Origin of the sequence: Skermanella aerolata KACC 11604, from assembly GCF_000936425.1 — a bacterium.
Classification (GTDB): domain Bacteria; phylum Pseudomonadota; class Alphaproteobacteria; order Azospirillales; family Azospirillaceae; genus Skermanella; species Skermanella aerolata.
This window is the reverse complement of the sequence record NZ_AVFK01000006.1, coordinates 232912-249415: the sequence shown is the minus strand read 5'-3', so window position 1 is coordinate 249415 and position 16504 is coordinate 232912. Positions and strand designations below refer to the sequence as shown.

The 16504-nt window shown below is 64.3% G+C and carries 18 protein-coding genes; 5 read left to right on the top strand and 13 right to left on the bottom strand.

Features of this window, described 5'->3' with window-relative positions; genetic code table 11:
* Positions 1–19: 19 nt before the first annotated feature.
* From rsmG to N826_RS10590, 5 genes are all read right to left on the bottom strand, one after another.
* Positions 20–640 carry a 16S rRNA (guanine(527)-N(7))-methyltransferase RsmG gene (gene rsmG, locus N826_RS10610; protein ID WP_044428389.1) on the bottom strand — a complete coding sequence of 207 codons (621 nt, stop codon included), beginning with the start codon at positions 638–640 and terminating at the stop codon, positions 20–22.
* Positions 621–2486: a tRNA uridine-5-carboxymethylaminomethyl(34) synthesis enzyme MnmG gene (gene mnmG / locus N826_RS10605; protein WP_044428388.1), complete on the bottom strand. Its 1866-nt coding sequence runs from the start codon at positions 2484–2486 to the stop codon at positions 621–623. The genes rsmG and mnmG overlap by 20 nt, the downstream gene beginning before the upstream one ends.
* A 79-nt stretch (positions 2487–2565) precedes the next feature.
* Positions 2566–3897 (bottom strand): tRNA uridine-5-carboxymethylaminomethyl(34) synthesis GTPase MnmE, encoded by a 1332-nt coding sequence (mnmE, locus tag N826_RS10600; protein ID WP_147040349.1) that lies wholly within the window; start codon positions 3895–3897, stop codon positions 2566–2568.
* Positions 3898–3904: 7 nt separating this feature from the next.
* Positions 3905–4264: a (2Fe-2S) ferredoxin domain-containing protein gene (locus tag N826_RS10595; protein ID WP_044428384.1), complete on the bottom strand. Its 360-nt coding sequence runs from the start codon at positions 4262–4264 to the stop codon at positions 3905–3907.
* Entirely contained in the window at positions 4261–4512 is a 252-nt protein-coding gene (locus N826_RS10590; RefSeq protein WP_044428382.1) for a DUF6489 family protein, read from the bottom strand. The genes N826_RS10595 and N826_RS10590 overlap by 4 nt, the downstream gene beginning before the upstream one ends.
* A gap of 186 nt (positions 4513–4698) precedes the next feature.
* On the opposite strand from N826_RS10590, the gene N826_RS10585 reads away from it, so the two are divergent.
* The 4 genes from N826_RS10585 (at position 4699) to N826_RS10570 (ending at position 9067) form a co-directional block, all read left to right on the top strand.
* Positions 4699–6735 (top strand): thioredoxin domain-containing protein, encoded by a 2037-nt coding sequence (locus N826_RS10585; protein ID WP_044428381.1) that lies wholly within the window; start codon positions 4699–4701, stop codon positions 6733–6735.
* A 4-nt stretch (positions 6736–6739) separates the two neighbouring features.
* Positions 6740–7249: a methylated-DNA--[protein]-cysteine S-methyltransferase gene (locus N826_RS10580; RefSeq protein WP_244619487.1), complete on the top strand. Its 510-nt coding sequence runs from the start codon at positions 6740–6742 to the stop codon at positions 7247–7249.
* Between the two features lie 105 nt (positions 7250–7354).
* Positions 7355–8053, top strand: coding sequence for a dienelactone hydrolase family protein (locus tag N826_RS10575; protein ID WP_044428379.1), 699 nt, complete (start codon positions 7355–7357; stop codon positions 8051–8053).
* 39 nt (positions 8054–8092) lie between these two features.
* Positions 8093–9067, top strand: a complete 975-nt coding sequence (locus N826_RS10570; RefSeq protein ID WP_044428378.1) for a quinone oxidoreductase family protein — start codon at positions 8093–8095, stop codon at positions 9065–9067.
* A gap of 64 nt (positions 9068–9131) precedes the next feature.
* Here N826_RS10570 and N826_RS39860 read toward each other — a convergent pair whose 3' ends face one another.
* From N826_RS39860 to N826_RS10530, 8 genes are all read right to left on the bottom strand, one after another.
* On the bottom strand, positions 9132–9551 hold the full coding sequence (locus N826_RS39860; RefSeq protein ID WP_052831012.1) for a hypothetical protein: 420 nt from the start codon (positions 9549–9551) through the stop codon (positions 9132–9134).
* A 106-nt stretch (positions 9552–9657) separates the two neighbouring features.
* Positions 9658–10008: a helix-turn-helix domain-containing protein gene (locus tag N826_RS10560; protein ID WP_044428375.1), complete on the bottom strand. Its 351-nt coding sequence runs from the start codon at positions 10006–10008 to the stop codon at positions 9658–9660.
* A gap of 4 nt (positions 10009–10012) precedes the next feature.
* Complete coding sequence (locus N826_RS10555; RefSeq protein WP_044428373.1) at positions 10013–10600, bottom strand: Smr/MutS family protein; 588 nt, start codon at positions 10598–10600, stop codon at positions 10013–10015.
* A 31-nt stretch (positions 10601–10631) separates the two neighbouring features.
* Positions 10632–11312, bottom strand: a complete 681-nt coding sequence (locus N826_RS10550) for a LutC/YkgG family protein (protein WP_044428370.1) — start codon at positions 11310–11312, stop codon at positions 10632–10634.
* 3 nt (positions 11313–11315) lie between these two features.
* Positions 11316–12791 (bottom strand): LutB/LldF family L-lactate oxidation iron-sulfur protein, encoded by a 1476-nt coding sequence (locus N826_RS10545; RefSeq protein ID WP_044428367.1) that lies wholly within the window; start codon positions 12789–12791, stop codon positions 11316–11318.
* 58 nt (positions 12792–12849) lie between these two features.
* A complete protein-coding gene (locus N826_RS10540; protein ID WP_044428364.1) occupies positions 12850–13629 on the bottom strand; it encodes a (Fe-S)-binding protein in 780 nt (259 codons plus the stop codon).
* Between the two features lie 161 nt (positions 13630–13790).
* Entirely contained in the window at positions 13791–14975 is a 1185-nt protein-coding gene (gene mltA / locus N826_RS10535) for a murein transglycosylase A (protein WP_044428362.1), read from the bottom strand.
* 98 nt (positions 14976–15073) lie between these two features.
* The gene (locus N826_RS10530; protein WP_044428360.1) at positions 15074–15754 is read right to left on the bottom strand and encodes a Tim44/TimA family putative adaptor protein; all 681 of its coding nucleotides are present in this window, start codon (positions 15752–15754) and stop codon (positions 15074–15076) included.
* A gap of 162 nt (positions 15755–15916) precedes the next feature.
* Between N826_RS10530 and N826_RS39855 the strand changes: the two genes are divergently transcribed.
* Positions 15917–16504 carry an FxsA family protein gene (locus N826_RS39855; protein ID WP_052831011.1) on the top strand — a complete coding sequence of 196 codons (588 nt, stop codon included), beginning with the start codon at positions 15917–15919 and terminating at the stop codon, positions 16502–16504.

The following is a 16504-nucleotide window of genomic DNA, read 5'->3' as shown; positions in this document are numbered from 1 at the left end:
GGTGGGGAATTGGGAAACGTCAGGCACGGGAAACCCGGCTTATGCGCAGGATTGTGGCACTGGAGTCCGTAACACTCTGTATCCGATCGACAGTCATATTCCAAGTCTTGGAGGCAGCGGACAGTTCATCCTCCGCCATCTGGCCCTTGGGGAACAGACAAATGCTGTCAGCGCGGAGAAATGGGGCGGCAAAGGCGAGCAGGTCGCCCAAGGGGGCGAGTGCCCGGGCGCTGACGACATCGGCGGGGAAGGGGGTAACCTGCTCGATTCGCTTGGCATGGACGGTAACGGGAGTACCTGTCGCACGGGCGACTTCCCTTAGGAAAGTGGCCTTGCGCTGGTCGCTTTCGATCAGGTGGACTTCACCGGCACCGAGGATGGCGAGGACAAGACCGGGGAAACCGGCACCGCTGCCGAAGTCCACCAGGACGCGGGTTGCCGGTGTTGCGGCAGGCGTGATCAGAGGAAGGAGTTGTGCCGAGTCGGTGAAGTGGCGGTTCCACAGGTCGCCGATCGTGCGAGGACCGACGAGGTTGATCGAGCGCTGCCACTTGCGGAGCAAGTCCGCATAAAGGTCCAGCCTCTCACGTGTTTCACGTGAAACTCCGGCCAGCACGGCGTCAGGCGCTGATACGGACATCGCGACGCTTCACGTGACGGAGCAGGGCGATGACCGCGGCCGGAGTGACGCCGGGGATGCGTGCAGCGGCTCCGAGTGTCGCAGGACGGGCCTGCCGGAGCTTCTGGCGGATCTCGGTCGATAGGCTGCCGATGGCGTCGACGTCCAGATCGTCCGGCAGCAGCAGCGACTCGTCCTTGCGGAAGGCGCGGATGTCGGCTTCCTGCCGGTCGAGGTATCCCGCGTAGCGGGCGTCGATCTCGATCTGCTCGGCGATGTCGTGCGGCAGTTCCTTAAGCTCCGGCCATAGGCGATTGAGCTTCGCCAGATCTATGTCCGGGTAACGCAACAGATCGGCGGCGGAACGCCTGACGCCGTCATGGTTGACGTTCAATCCCTGGCGGGAAAGTTCGTTTGGCGTCGCCTGAAGGCGAGCTACCAGAGCACGTGCCTGTTCCAACGCGGCAGCCTTGGCGGCAAAACTGTCCGACCGGAGGGAGCCGACGCAACCGATTGCCATTCCCTTCGCGGTCAGCCGCTGGTCGGCGTTATCGGCGCGAAGCACCAGCCGGTATTCGGCGCGCGAGGTGAACATGCGGTAGGGTTCGGTCGTGCCGCGCGTGATGAGATCGTCGATCAGGACGCCGATATAAGCGTCGGCGCGGTCGAGCACGAAGCTCCCGCCGCCACCGGTCTTGAGGGCAGCATTGATGCCGGCCATCAGCCCTTGCGCCGCCGCTTCCTCGTAGCCGGTCGTTCCATTGATCTGGCCAGCTAGGAAAAGACCGGGCATCCGGCGCGTCTCCAGCGTCGGCGTCAACTCACGCGGATCGACATAGTCGTATTCGATCGCGTAGCCGGGGCGGATCATCACGGCGTGTTCGAGGCCCGGGATGGCCTTGAGCAATGCTAGCTGAACGTCGCGGGGCAGGGAGGTCGAAATTCCGTTCGGGTAGATCGTGTCGTCGTCCAATCCCTCCGGCTCCAGGAAGATCTGGTGCCGTTCCTTATCGGCGAACCGGACGACCTTGTCCTCGATCGAGGGACAGTAGCGCGGGCCGACGCCCTGGATCTGGCCCGAGTACATCGGCGCCCGGTGCAGGTTCGCCCGGATTGTTTCATGGACCAGCGGAGTGGTCCAGGTGACGTGGCAGGGAACCTGGGGAGTCGTGATCTTGTCGGTCAGGGTCGAGAAGGGTGGCGGCGGATCGTCTCCCGGCTGGCATTCCAAACCGGTCCAGTCGATGGTCCGTCCATCGAGACGCGGCGGTGTGCCGGTCTTGAGTCGACCGAGCGGGAACCCGGCACGGCTGAGCGTTTCGGACAGGCCGAGGGAAGGAGCTTCGCCGACGCGGCCCGCCGGGATCTTCTCTTCGCCAAGATGGATCAACCCGCGCAGGAATGTACCCGTCGTCAGGATGACGGCGCCGGCGCTAATCGAAGCGCCGCTGGCGGTAATCACACCGGAAACGCTGCCGTCGTCGTTCAGGATCAAGTCCTCGACGGCGTCGCCCAACAGCTCGAGATTGGGTTGCCCCGCCAGTTCCACCTGCATCGCTTCACGGTAGAGACGGCGGTCGGCCTGGGCACGGGGACCCCGGACGGCAGGCCCTTTGCTTCGGTTCAGGATGCGGAACTGAATACCGGCGCGGTCGATAACCCGGCCCATGATGCCGTCGAGCGCGTCGATTTCCCGCACTAGATGGCCCTTGCCCAGCCCGCCGATGGCAGGGTTGCAGGACATTTCGCCGATAGTTTCAAGCTTGTGGGTAGCAAGGAGCGTACGCGCGCCCATGCGCGCCGACGCCGCAGCCGCTTCACAACCAGCGTGGCCGCCACCGACCACAATCACATCATAGTTCCGCATGGCGGGCACTCTATGGTTTTCAGTGCCCGGCGTCAAAGGAAGAGGCGGGTGCAATGCGGTGTTTCACGTGAAACACACGTCATTTACCGATGCAGAAGTCCCTGAAGATGACATCGAGTAAGTCTTCGACATCGACGCGGCCGGTAATCCGGCCCAAGGCGCGGCTGGCAAGCCGGACATCCTCGGCGGCAAGCTCCGGTAAGTCGGCGGTCATGGCACGTTGAAGCGACGCGGCACACTCTTCCAAAGCGCCGCGATGACGGGCGCGGGTCAGTGCCGGCACGCCCGGCGCTTCGAACCGGGTCCGCACTGCATCCGTCAAGGCTTGAAGCAAGTCGGCCAAGCCTTCTCCGGTACGGGCGGAAACCGGCATCGTTTGTTGCCCGACGATCTGCTGGATCATGCCTCCTGATGCACTATCCACCTTGTTCAGCACGACAAGCGTCTGATCGTCCACCACCGCAATCGTCTGGGCATCAAGCTCCGGCAACGCAGTGGCATCGAACACCGCCAGCTTCAGGTCGGCGTTGGCGGCGCGGTCAAGCGCCCGCCTGATCCCTTCGGACTCGATCTCGTCGGCGGCTTCACGCAAGCCGGCGGTATCCGCCAGCACGACAGGGAACCCGCCGAGGTCGAGATGGACTTCCACGACATCCCTGGTCGTCCCGGCTCGCTCGGAAACGATCGCGGCTTCACGCCGCGCCAGCACGTTCAGCAGGCTCGACTTGCCGGCATTCGGTGCTCCCAAGATTGCGATGTGGATGCCGTCGCGCAGCCGCTCGCCGCGCCGGTTGTCGTTGAGATGGCTAGCGATTTCGCCCGCCATCGTTTCCAGTTCGGGGCGCACCATGACGCCCACGCCCTCGGGCAGGTCCTCGTCCGGAAAGTCGATGTCGGCTTCGAGGTGCGCCAGAGCCCTTGTCAGCCGGTGACGCCAGCCATCGTAGAGCCGGCCAAGCTCGCCTTCCATCTGACGCAGGGCCTGCCGCCGCTGCGCCGCCGTGTCGGCGTCCACCAGATCGGCGATGGCCTCGGCGGCGGTCAGGTCGAACTTACCATTCTCGAAGCCGCGCCGGCTGAACTCGCCCGGTTCGGCAATCCGCAGTCCCGGCAGGCTGGCCAGCGCGTCGATCACGCCTGATATGACCGCCCGCCCGCCATGGACATGGAACTCCGCCACGTCCTCGCCGGTGAAGCTGTGGGGAGCGGGAAACCAAAGCACCAATCCCTGGTCGAGAAATTCGCCGCTCTCCGGAACCGTCATCCGGACGAAGGCGGCCATGCGGGGAGCGGGCAAGGGGCGGGCGGTCAGGGCCGTGAGGGCCGTTCCAGCCAGCGGTCCCGATACCCGGACGATCGCGACACCGCCACGGCCCGGCGCCGTGGCCGGCGCGAAGATGGTTGGGACCACGATGAACTCAGACGGGTGTTGCGGAGCGCGGCTCGGTTTCATTCGGCTGAAGCATCAGCCGCTCGACCCGTCCGCCGCCGACCACGTGCGTCTGAAGGATCTCGTCGATGTCTTCCTTGGTCTGGTACGTGTACCAGATGCCTTCGGGATAGATCACCATCGTCGGCCCCAGCTCGCACCGTTCCAGACATCCGGCGGAATTGATGCGGATCTTGGGCTCCAGCCCCAACTCCTTAGCTCTGGCTTTCATGTAGTTCCGCAGCGGCTCCGATCCCCTTTCGGCGCAGGAACCTCGCTTGTGGCCGTCGGGCCTGCGATTGGTGCAGCAGAAAACATGGCTGGTGTAGAAAAGTGTCGGATCACTCACTTCTTGCCGTCCTTGCCCATGGCGTTCGTCATCTGGTTCCAGAAAATCTTCTGCATCTGCTCGAACCCCTGGAGACTGGCGGGCAGCCAGGTCTTCAGCATGGCTTCTGGTTCCATGGCCTGAAGATTGGCACTCATCCGGTCCTGGATCTGTTGCATCAGGGCGTCCTGCATCGGCTTGACGTCCGGCAGTCCAAAGAAATGTCTGGCCTCTTCGGGGGTACAATCGATGTCGACGGTGATCTTCATGCTTCAGGCCCCTGATGGATTGTCACTGGATTCGACGTCGGGCTTGGCGGCCCATCGAAGAATGGGGTTGAGAGCGCACGTCGGCGCGCTTCACTATACAGCCAGGATATGCGAGCGCAACGACGGCACCTGCACGTCTCGGCCTGTTCGACACCAACAATCCGATACCAACAAAAGGTGAGCACCATGTCCGCAAACCTGCTGGCCCATGAGACCAGTCCCTATCTGCTCCAGCACAAGGACAATCCGGTGCATTGGATGCCATGGGGAGAGGCCGCGTTCGAGCGCGCCCGGTCCGAAGGCAAACCCATCCTGCTGTCGGTCGGCTATGCCGCGTGTCACTGGTGCCATGTAATGGCCCATGAAAGCTTTGAGAACCCAGAGATCGCCGCCGTGATGAACGATCTGTTCGTCAGCATCAAGGTGGACCGGGAAGAACGGCCCGACCTGGACACGATCTACCAGTCGGCCCTGGCGCTGCTCGGCCAGCACGGCGGCTGGCCGCTGACGATGTTCCTGACACCCGAAGGCGAACCGTTCTGGGGCGGAACCTATTTCCCGCCGACGACACGATACGGTCGCCCCGGCTTTACCGAAGTGCTGCGCGGCGTCTCCTCGACCTTCCACCAGGAGCCGGACAAGGTCTCCCGCAACGTCACCGCACTGGGTGAGTCTCTTGCAAAGCTGGCAGAGAACCAATCCGGCGGCGCTATCCTGCCCGGCATCTTCGATCAGGTCGCGGAGCGTCTGGTACGGGAGGTCGACCCCTTCCACGGCGGCATAGGGTCGGCGCCCAAGTTCCCGCAGACGTCCCTGTTCACGCTGCTGTGGCACGCGTGGAAGCGGACGGAGCGGATGCCGTTCAAAACAGCCGTGACCAACACGCTGACCCAGATGTGCCAGGGCGGGATCTACGATCATCTCGGCGGCGGCTTCGCGCGCTACTCGACCGACGACAAGTGGCTGGCCCCGCACTTCGAGAAGATGCTGTACGACAATGCCCAGCTGATCGACTTGATGACGTTGGTCTGGCAGGAGACCGGCGATAAGCTATTCGAGGCGCGCATCCGCGAAACCGTCGAATGGGTCCTGCGGGAGATGCGCGCTCTGGGCGCCGACGGCAAACCGGTCGCCGGTTTCGCCAGCACGCTCGATGCCGATAGCGAGGGAGAGGAGGGCCGGTTCTATGTCTGGTCCGAGCAGGAGATCGACAGCGTGCTCGGGCCGGATGCCGCGACCTTCAAGTTCGTCTACGACGTTACCAAGCACGGCAACTGGGAAGAGTCCAATATCCTGAACCGCTCAGCGAACCTCGAACTCGGCGATGAGGATCAGGAGGCCGGACTGGCGCGCCTGCGCTCCATCCTGTGGCAGGTCCGGGAACGGCGCATCCATCCCGGCTGGGACGACAAGGTGCTGGCGGATTGGAACGGGTTGATGATCGCGGCCCTTGCCCGGAGCGGCTTCGCCTTCCGCGAGCAGCCCTGGATCGATGCCGCCGTGCAGGCCTTCGACTTCGTAGCCGACACCATGAGCAAGGATGGCCGGCTGCATCACACATGGCGTCATGGCACCCTCAAGAACCCGGCGTCGCTCGACGACTACGCCAATATGGCCAGAGCGGCACTTGCCCTGTACGAGGTGACCGGCGAGAACCGCTTTCTCGATCGAACCAGGGAGTGGGTCGCCATCCTGGACCGGCACTACTGGGATGCGGACAAGGACGGCTACTTCTTCACCGCCGACGACGCGGAGCGGCTGATCGTCCGCACCAAAACAGCCCATGACAATGCGGTTCCTGCCGGCAACGGGACGATGGTCGGTGTGCTGGCCCGGCTATTCCACCTGACGGGAGAGGAGGACTGGCGCCAACGCGCCGAAGCACTCGTGCAGGCGTTCTCCGGTGAGCTGTCGCGCAACTTCTTCCCGCTTTCCACCCTGCTGAACAACACAGAGCTTCTATACTCCGCGATCCAGCTCGTCGTCGTGGGCGAGCCGGATGCTGCCGATACCGAGGCCATGCTGGACGCGGTGCGGCATACCTCGGCGCCCAATATCGTGATGACGATCCTGGGTCCCGATGCCAAACTGCCCGACGGTCATCCGGCCAGCGGCAAAGGCATGGCGGGCGGCAAGGCGACGGCCTATGTCTGCGTCAACATGACCTGTTCAGCGCCGATCACCGATGCCGGCGACCTGAAGATCAACCTGACACGGAGGTGACGCCATGGGGAGCCCTGATGCCAAACGCCTTGGTGCCGAACGCCCTGACGTGAAGCGCCTGACCATCGACAGCCCACTAGGCAAGCTGACCCTGAGCAGCAGTGCCGGGGCTCTGACGGCTTTGGATTGGAATCTCGCCGGCTCCCATGCCGATGCCGACCCGGTGCTGGAAGAAGCCGCCCGCCAGCTCCACCAGTATTTCGCCGGCGAACGGCCCGGCTTCGATCTTCCGATGCAGCCCCATGGCACCCTGTTCCAGAAACGGGTCTGGGCGGCCATGGTGGAGATCCCGTGCGGCAAGACCGCGACCTATGGCGGCCTTGCCCGCCAGCTGGAATCGGCACCCCGCGCCATCGGCGGCGCCTGCGGACGCAATCCGCTGCCCATCGTCATTCCTTGTCACCGCGTCGTCGCGGGAGCGGGGAAGGGCGGCTACTCGGGCTTGGGCGGCTTGACCACCAAGGACTGGCTGCTGAACCATGAAATGGCAATGGCCGCCGAACCGGTTGCGTGACGCCATATTTGGTTAACCAGTTGCGTGACAAGCCGCTTTTCCGCCTATATCGTCCACGCGTCAGCTGAACCCACAACTCAATTTTCCAGCAAAGAGAAGGGCGTTATGACCGACGTTACAATCAACGCGGCCGACGGCGGCACATTCACCGGATACCTTGCCAAGCCCGCCAGTGGAACCGGTCCGGGTATCGTCGTGGCTCAGGAGATCTTCGGCGTCAACCACGTGATGCGCGACCTCTGCGACGATCTTGCCGCTCAAGGATATTTCGCCCTCTGCCCGGACCTTTTCTGGCGCCAGGAACCCGGCATCCAGATCACCGATAAGACCGATGCGGAATGGGCCAAGGCGTTCGAACTGTACAAGGGCTTCAGCGAGGTCAAGGGAGTCGATGACCTGATCTCCTCGCTGAACTATTTGCGCGAGGTCGAGGGTTGCAACGGCTCGGTCGGCACCCTCGGCTACTGCTTGGGCGGCAAGCTCGCCTATCTGATGGCGACCCGCTCCAACGCGGATTGCTCAGTTTCCTACTACGGCGTCGGGATCGAGAAGAACCTGGACGAGGCGAGCGCCATCACGAAGCCCTATCTCGCCCACGTCGCGGAGAAGGACCAGTTCGTCCCGCCGGAGTCCCAGCAGCAGATCCGCGAAGCGTTGTCCAAGGTCAACCGCGCCGCAGTCCACTTCTATCCCGGCTGCGACCACGCCTTCGCCCGCATCGGCGGCGCGCACTACGACAAGGCATCGGCGGATCTCGCCAATCAGCGGACAGCCGATTTCCTGACGGAACACCTGAAGGCCTGATCGGCACATTCAACCAAGAAAACAGAAGGGTAGGGCAAGATGGTTCATGCGATCAGGTTTCATCAACCGGGTGGACCCGAAGTCCTGAAGTGGGAGGAGATCGAGGTCGGTGAACCTGGCCCCGGACAGGTTCGCCTGAAGCATACCGCCGTCGGTCTCAACTTCATCGACATCTACCACAGGAGTGGTCTCTATCCAGCACCGACGCCGTGCATCCCCGGTCTGGAAGGGGCTGGCGTGATCGAAGCGGTCGGCGAGGGCGTTACCAGCTTCACGCCCGGCGACCGCGTCGCCTATGCGGGAGGACCGCTCGGCGCCTATTCCGAAGCGCGCCTGATGCCGGCCGACCGGCTGGTTCCGCTGCCAAGCTGGATCGACGACAAGCAGGCCGCCGCCATGATGCTTCAGGGCATGACGGCCCAGTTCCTGCTCCGCTCCTGCTATGCCGTCCAGCCAGGAGAGACCATCCTGGTCCATGCCGCCGCCGGCGGGGTCGGGCTGATCCTGTGCCAGTGGGCACGCAAGCTGGGTGTCACGGTTATCGGCACCGTCGGTTCCGACGAGAAGGCGGCGCTTGCCGCCGAGAACGGCTGCACCCATCCCATCGTCTACACCCGCGAAAACTTCGTGGAGCGGGTCAAGGAGATCACCGAGGGGGCCGGCGTGCCTGTCGTCTATGACTCGGTCGGCAAGGACACCTTCATGAACAGCCTGGACTGCCTACGGCCGCGTGGCCTGATGGTGCTGTTCGGGCAGTCGTCCGGATCGGTGCCGCCACTCGATCTCGGTATCCTGGCAGGCAAAGGTTCGCTCTACGTCACCCGCCCGACACTGTTCGTCTATACGGCGAAACGGGACGACCTGATGACCAGTGCCGCCGACCTGTTCGATGTCGTCCACAGCGGCGAGGTGAAGATCGAGGTTCGCCAGACCTTCCCGCTGAAGGACGCGGCGGAAGCGCATCGGGCTCTGGAAAGCCGTGCCACCAAGGGGTCGTCGATCCTGCTGCCGTGACGTTTCACGTGAAACACGCGGTGCCGTCAGGAAGAAATGACGCCGGGCGGAAACCCGGCGTCATTCAACGCGGCGCCGGGACCACCGCGACACAGGTCTCGACGATCGTCCCACAAAGTTCCAGGTCGCGACCTTCGGAATAGTCCAGTTTTTCAACCACGCCGTCATGAAGCGTGAAGGTCGCCTCGCACTGGAAGTTCTGGCGGTGGACGGTCGTCTGGGGGCGGAACAGGCGGCGGCCACCGATTACGATGTCGTCGTTGTCGACTTCGACATGGGTGTATGTCGAGCCCCTGACATAGGTGATCCGCTCCCTGTCACCGACCTGCTGCTCCCGGTCCGGCACTCCGGCGCAGGAATACAGCATCTCCTTCGGAATCCCGACCAGTTCCGTACCGGCCCGCGCCGCCGCCTCGCTCCGGGGATTGGCACAGCCGGCCAGGACAAGGACCGCTCCCAGGACAATACCCAACCGTCGGATCATCACCATCTCCTCGCATCGTCCTAAGCTTCAACGTTCCGATGATGCCATCGGTGCCGTGACGACGAACTGACGCTCCGGTATTGGCCCAAAAGTTGAACGAAAACGCCTACCGATTCAGCACGTCTAGCAGCCGGTCGATGGCGCCCTCGTCCAATGTGCGGATGCGATCCGCCAGCAGGTTGGCGACCAGCGTCGCCTTCGGCGACAGGCCAGACGTGTCCACGACGATGCGCGGATGGCTCATCTCCGCCAGCCGCTCCAGCGCTTCGGCTTCGTCCCAGAAGATCTCGAAATAGGCGCAGATCTGGCGGACCAGCATGATCGAGGGCTGACCGCGCTTGCCGTGCTCCAGGGCCGACAGATAGGCGGAGGATACCTCCAGCTCATCGGCCATCTGCTTGAGCGTGACACCGCGCTTGGCGCGCAGCTCACGAATATGGGCACCGAAGGGAGTCACGAAATCAACGCCGCCGCTTCAACAAGACATAAAGCGCACCCTCGCCGCCGTCCTTCGGCTGGGCACGATGGATGGCAAGGACGAGCGGGCGCAAAGGCGATTCGTTCAGCCAGCGCGGCACCACCTGCCGAAGCACGCCCATACCCTGGCCACCCGAGCCGCGCCCCGTCGAACCCTTACCGGTAATGACCAGCAGGCATCGGCGCTGCTCGTGCCAGCCCCGAAGGACGAAGGAGTTGAGGGCGGCATGCGCCTGGGACTGGGTCATTCCGTGGAGATCGATCCGCCCGTCGATGCCGACCCGCCCGCGCCGAAGCCGGTCGTCAGTCCGCCGGTCGATCCCGGCAGACCGCGAGGGATCGAGCTGGGGCAGGGGCATCGTTCGCGGCTGAACAGGCACGGTCGGCTGCGGCGAGGCCACGATGCCCGGGACCGGCACCGAAACCGGGTCAACGGTCAGGAGGGAGGAAGGCTGAGGCTCTTCGTCAAGCTCGCGTCCGGGCAAGGGCTCGGTATCGCGCATGACGGTGCGCCACAGGCTATGTTCCTCCTTCGTGACCGAGCGGCGGCGGCGGGGTGGTATTCTAATCATCAGGACTCCGGGTCACCCGCCGCCGCGCCGTTCAAACGCTTGGGCCGTCAATCAGCAGGATGTGGAGCCGGCGAGGGCCATGGGCACCGAGCTGAAGCGTCTGCTCGATGTCGCCGGTCCGCGAAGGACCGGTGATGAAGTTCACCGTCCTCGGCATTTCCTTATCACGCCGGCGCACCGCATCCCAACCATCCTCGTAGCTGCCGACCACCTGATCGGCACGCAGCACGACGATATGGGTATCCGGCATCATGTTCAACGTCGTGGGATGTTCCGGTCCCGACAGCATCATCAGGGTCCCGGTCTCGGCAATCGCGGAGAAGGCCGCGGTCACGCTGGTCAGGTCGCGGTCGGCTGCCCGGCCGGTCGTGACGGTTAGGGTCGGCCGCTTGTCCCAGGGGATCGTCGCGAGCTGCGGATCGGGCGCCACCTTGACCTCCGCCGGAAGGTTCTGGCTGGCCAGATAATCGGCTACCGCATGGGGCACGCGGGAAAGGTTGGGAAGGCGCTCGACCGTGGCGGCGACCTCCGTTGCCATCGAGACGAACAGGTCGATCCGGTCCGACGGCGACAGGTTGGAGCGCTGGGGCACCAGGTTGCGGGCATGGGCCTTCAGCCGGTTCTCCACCGTCGAAACCATCTCGGGCGATGCGGAGTCCCGCTTCAGGGAGCGGCGGATGCTGGTTAGGATCTGGGTACGGGCTTCGGACATGGTTCAGGCCGCCTTCCGGTCGCTGGAGGAGGAAGCCGTCGTGGCAGCACCGGTGCTGGCCTTGCCCTGCTGCCGCTCCGCCCAAAGCTGATGGAACGTCTTGCCCTCGGGCGCCGGCATGTCGCGCCAGTCGGTCCAGCCCCCCGCCAGCGGGAGAGAGCGGAACTTGCCCTTGCGCCGGCCAAGCATGCCCAGGACCCCCATGGCGATCCTGGAACCTAGCCGGTACATATCGGGCCGCTTGGCGAACCACGCCCAGATGCCGAGCCCATTGCGGAAGGCCTGCGGCGACATCTTCTTCTCGTACTCGCGCTCCCGCCAGTGCCGCATCATCTTGGGCAGCGGAATCCGCATCGGGCAGACGCTTTCGCATTTGCCGCAGAAGGTGGAGGCGTTGGGCAGGTGCCCTGCCTCCTGCACACCGATCAGGCCGGGCGTCAGCACCGATCCCATGGGACCGGGATAGACCCAGCCATAGGCGTGGCCGCCGACGGCGCCGTAGACGGGACAGTGATTCATGCAGGCGCCGCAGCGGATGCAGCGCAGCATCTCCTGGAACTCGGTGCCGAGCATGGCCGTCCGCCCGTTGTCCAGCAGCACCACATGGAACTGCTCCGGACCGTCCAGGTCGCCGGGCCGGCGGGGTCCGGTCGAGAAGGTCGTGTAGGACGAGAACTCCTGTCCGGTCGCCGAGCGCGCCAGCACCCGCAGGATGGTAGTTGCGTCCTCCAGCGTCGGGACGATCTTCTCCAGGCTGGCGAGAACGATATGGATCTTCGGCAGCGTCTGCGTCAGGTCGCCGTTGCCCTCGTTGGTCACGATCACGGTAGAGCCGGTCTCGGCGATCAGGAAGTTGGCGCCGGTGATCCCGACATCGGCGGCCAGGAACTTCTGGCGCAGCATCTCGCGCGCCTCGTTCACCAAGGCGCGCGGCTCCTCCAGCGAGCGATTCGGGTCCAGCTTGTCGTGGGCCTTCATGAAGCTCTCTGCCACGTCCTCCTTGTTGAGGTGGACGGCGGGGGCGATGATGTGGCTGGGCGCTTCCTTCCGGAGCTGGATGATGTACTCGCCGAGGTCGGTTTCGACCGGCTCCAGGCCGTTCTTCTCCAGGTGATCGTTGAGTTCGATCTCCTCCGCGATCATCGACTTGCCCTTGGTCACGATCCTGGCATCGACCGAGCGGCAGATTTCCACGATGGCGTCGCGCGCCTCGCCCGGTGTCCTGCACCAGTGGACCTTGCCGCCATTGGCGATGACGTTGGCCTCGAACCGCTCCAGGTACAGGTCCAGGTGTTCCAGCACATGGTTCTTGATGTCGCGCGACTGGTCGCGCAGGGTGTCGAACTCGGGCAGGCGTGCTACCGCCCGCGTCCGCTTGTCCTGGAAGCCGACCTTCATCTTGCCCAGGGCCTTCTGCAAGCGCTCGTCGGCGAGCGCTCCGTGTGCATTGTCCTTGAAAGCGTGGCTCGTGCTCTGCATCTCAGGCGTTCCTCGGTGCTTTAACAGGCTTGAAGGCGGTATCCGACTATAGCGCCGATCAGGCGCCGCGGGTGTCTCCGATCGGGGGAACGTCGCGGGTCATGTCGGCCAGGATCTCGGCGACGTGCCGCACCTTGATATCGGACCCTTCGCGCTTCAGCTTGCCCGCCATGTTGAGCAGGCAGCCCATGTCGCCGGCCAGCAGCGTATCGGCCCCGGTGCGGGCGATATCGATGGTCTTCTCGCCGACCATCTTGTTGGAGATTTCCGGGTACTTGATGCAGAAGGTGCCGCCGAAGCCGCAGCAGACCTCCGCGCCGGGCAACTCGGTCAGGGTCAATCCCCCGACCGACCGCAGCAGGGTGCGCGGCTGCTGCTTCACGCCCAACTCGCGCAGACCCGAACAGCTGTCGTGATAAGTGATGGTGCCGGTGTATTCGGCATCGACCGCCTCGATGCCCAGGACATCGACCAGGAACGAGATCAGCTCATAGGTGCGGTGCTTCAGATGGGCGGCGCGCTGAGCCCATTCCGGCTCATCGGCGAACAGTTCGCCGTAATGTTCCTTGATCATACCGGCGCACGATCCGCTCGGGGCCACTACGTAGTCGAACTCTTCGAAAGCCTTGATCACGGCGCGGGCGATGTCCTTGGTATCCGCCCTGTCGCCCGAGTTATAGGCCGGCTGACCGCAACAGGTCTGGCTGGCCGGCACTTCCACCGTGCAACCGGCGGCTTCCAGAAGTTTGACGGCGGCGAAGCCGACCGTCGGTCGAAACAGATCGACCAGACAAGTAACGAACAGCCCCACGCGAGGGGTCTTGGTCTTGTTTTCCATTGTTCTTCCGTCCCTGCGGCTCCTGAAGCGCTGGCCGCGCAGTTTTCCCGCCGTTATCGTCCCGTGCGCCGTCTAATTAGGTGGTCATACCACAGGGGGCAACAGGCATCGACTGTCCGTGCGGCAATCCGCGTCAGCCGATTCGCCTTATCCGCGCCGCCTTACCCGACTGGCGCGGCCGTCCGGGGGATCAGCAGAAAATAGCGTCCCGGACTCTTCATCTTGCCGGCCCGTAACTCGGCGTCGCTCCCATGGCCCCAGAAGACGTCCCCGCGCACGGGGCCGCGGATCGCTCCTCCGGTATCCTGAGCCACCAACAGCCGCCGCAGGCGCACGTTGCCGTCAAGCGGATCCTGGGCGTCGAGCCAGACCGGCAGGCCATAGGGGACGAAGGAGCGGTCGACCGCCAGGCTGCGCCCCGGCGTCAGGGCGACGCCCTGGGCACCCAGCGGCCCCTCGCCGTCGAGCGGCCGGAAGAAGACGAAGGACGGGTTCTTGTTCATCAGCCCGGCGGCCTCGCCGGGATTGGCGTGCAGCCATTCCCGGATCGACTGCATCGAGACGTTTTCCTTCGTCAGGGCGCCGCGCGCGATAAGTTCACGGCCAACCGCGACATAGGGGTGGCCGTTCTGCCCGGCATAGCCGACCCGCATCTCGCTGCCGTCCTCCATGACGACGCGGCCGGAACCCTGGATATGCAGGAAGAAGGCGTCCACCGGGTCGTCGACCCAGACCATTTCCAGGTCGCGACCCTTGAGGGCGCCGGCTTCGATCTTCGCGCGGTCTTCGTAAGGCCGCAGGCGCCCGTCGATGACCCGGCCGGCGATCCGCTCGCCCTTCATGGCGTCGCGGAACTCGCCCAGGTCGACCATGACCAGATCGTCCGGCTTACGATAGAGCGGCACGGAGTAACGTCCGGCAGGACGGGACGAACCGCGCAGCTCGGCCTCGTAATAGCCGGTGAACAGGCCTTCCGGCTTGTCGTTGTCGGCAGCCGAATAGGGGAGGAACCAAGTCTCGAAGAAGGTGCGGGCGATGGAGTCGTCGCCGCGCGGGACCTGGGCCAGGGCGGTGCAGGGCGCCACCCAATCGGCGACGGTGCCGGCGACGCCAAGGGCGCGCTCCTTGGGCTGGATGACCAGCTTGGCGCAGGAGCGGGCGAAGGCGTCCAGGGCTCCGGCCTGGGTGTCGACGCGCCATCCTTCCAGGTCCTCGAACCGGACCGGCTTGATCGTCAGCTTCGGCGGAACCGGTTCCTTGGGAGCTTCGGGCGCGCAGGCGGTCAGAAATGCGATCAGCACCGCCGCAAGGGCGGTGCCGACCCACCGGGACGATCCAGTCGGCATTGGGCGATCAGCTTCAGTCGGGACAGGTTCAGCGGCGTGTCGGTTTCCGCAAGAGCGGACCGCAACCGATTGGGTGGGTCCGATCAGGGGGAGCCGTATCAGCTCGGAACGCGGGTTTCGATCAGCGTCCAGTTTGGGTTGCGCGAACGGGTATTGCGCGCGAAGGTCCAGATATCGACGACTTCCAGCGGCTGTTCCGGATCGCCTTCGATGACGGTGCCGTCCTTGTCGCGGGTCACGTTGATCTGCTCGCTGATGAAGGTGACGGTTACGAAGGCCGTCCTTCCGTCCATCCGCGCCTCGGTCACGTCGGCCTCGCGGATGTTCGTCACTGTCGTTTCCAGGGTCTCGCCCGAGCTTTGCCGGCTGCGGATGGCGGCGGCGAAGTTGTCGTAGACGTCGTCGCTCAGCAGCGGCCGCAGGGTCGGCGTATCGCCCTGGGCGAAAGCCGTGACGATCATCCCGAACGCCGCCTTGGCGCCCTGAACGAAGCCCTTCTCGTCGAAAGTCGGGTCGTTGGCCTGGATCTGCGCGATACCCGCCGCCAGCGAGTAGGGCTCGTCCGGGGCAGGCGGCGGCACGTCCACCGGTACGCGCGCCCTGTCGGGCAACGTCACGACATTGTCTCCAGCTTCCTGGCCAGGCCGGGAAGTATACGGGTTGGGTCGCTGGCGCTCCTCACCGTGACGCCGCCCCAATACGCCGCGCAGCCGATACACGAGAAAGGCCGCGATCATGGCGAAAATCAGGATATCGATGAAATAAAACCCCTCGCCCATTGAATCTATCCTGGTCGGTTCGCCCTGGAACGTCAGCCGGGCGCATATTAACTGTACCGCATCGAAAGCGTATGTGTACTGTGTCGGTCGAATTCCGTACCGGTTTCGACAAACTTCGCCTTTTGTAGATAGGCCGTTACCGGGAAAAGAGCAAGGACACGCATGTACATCCTCATCGCACTCATCCTCCTGCCATTGATCGAAATCGCCGTCTTCATCCAGGTCGGCGGCCTCATCGGAGTATGGCCAACCCTTGCGCTTATCCTGCTGACCACCTTCGCCGGGGCCGCATTGCTTCGTTCCCAGGGCTTCGCCACGGCGCAACGCGCCCGTGAAGCCCTGACGCGGAACGAACTGCCGGTCGCCGAGGTGTTCGACGGCTTCTGTCTCGTCGCCGCCGGCGTCCTGCTTCTGACACCGGGCTTCGTTACGGATACGTTCGGGGCACTGCTTTTCATCCCCGCGTTCCGGAATTTTCTGCGCAAGCGACTCGTTACCCATTTCCAGCGCCGCGGCCAGATGCGGGTCTTCGTCGATGGAATGGAGGTAGATCCGACCAAGCCCTTTTCCAACCCATCCCGCCCCAGCCAGCCCGGCGTCATCGACGGCGAGTTCCGCGAGATCAAGTCCTCGTCCGGCGAAGTGCCGCCCGGATCGGCGCCCGGATCGCCATCCGGAGCGCAAACGGACGAACCGCGCGACCTGCCACCGCCCGACAGCCGCTGGCGTCCTCCCCACAGCAGCCGGTAA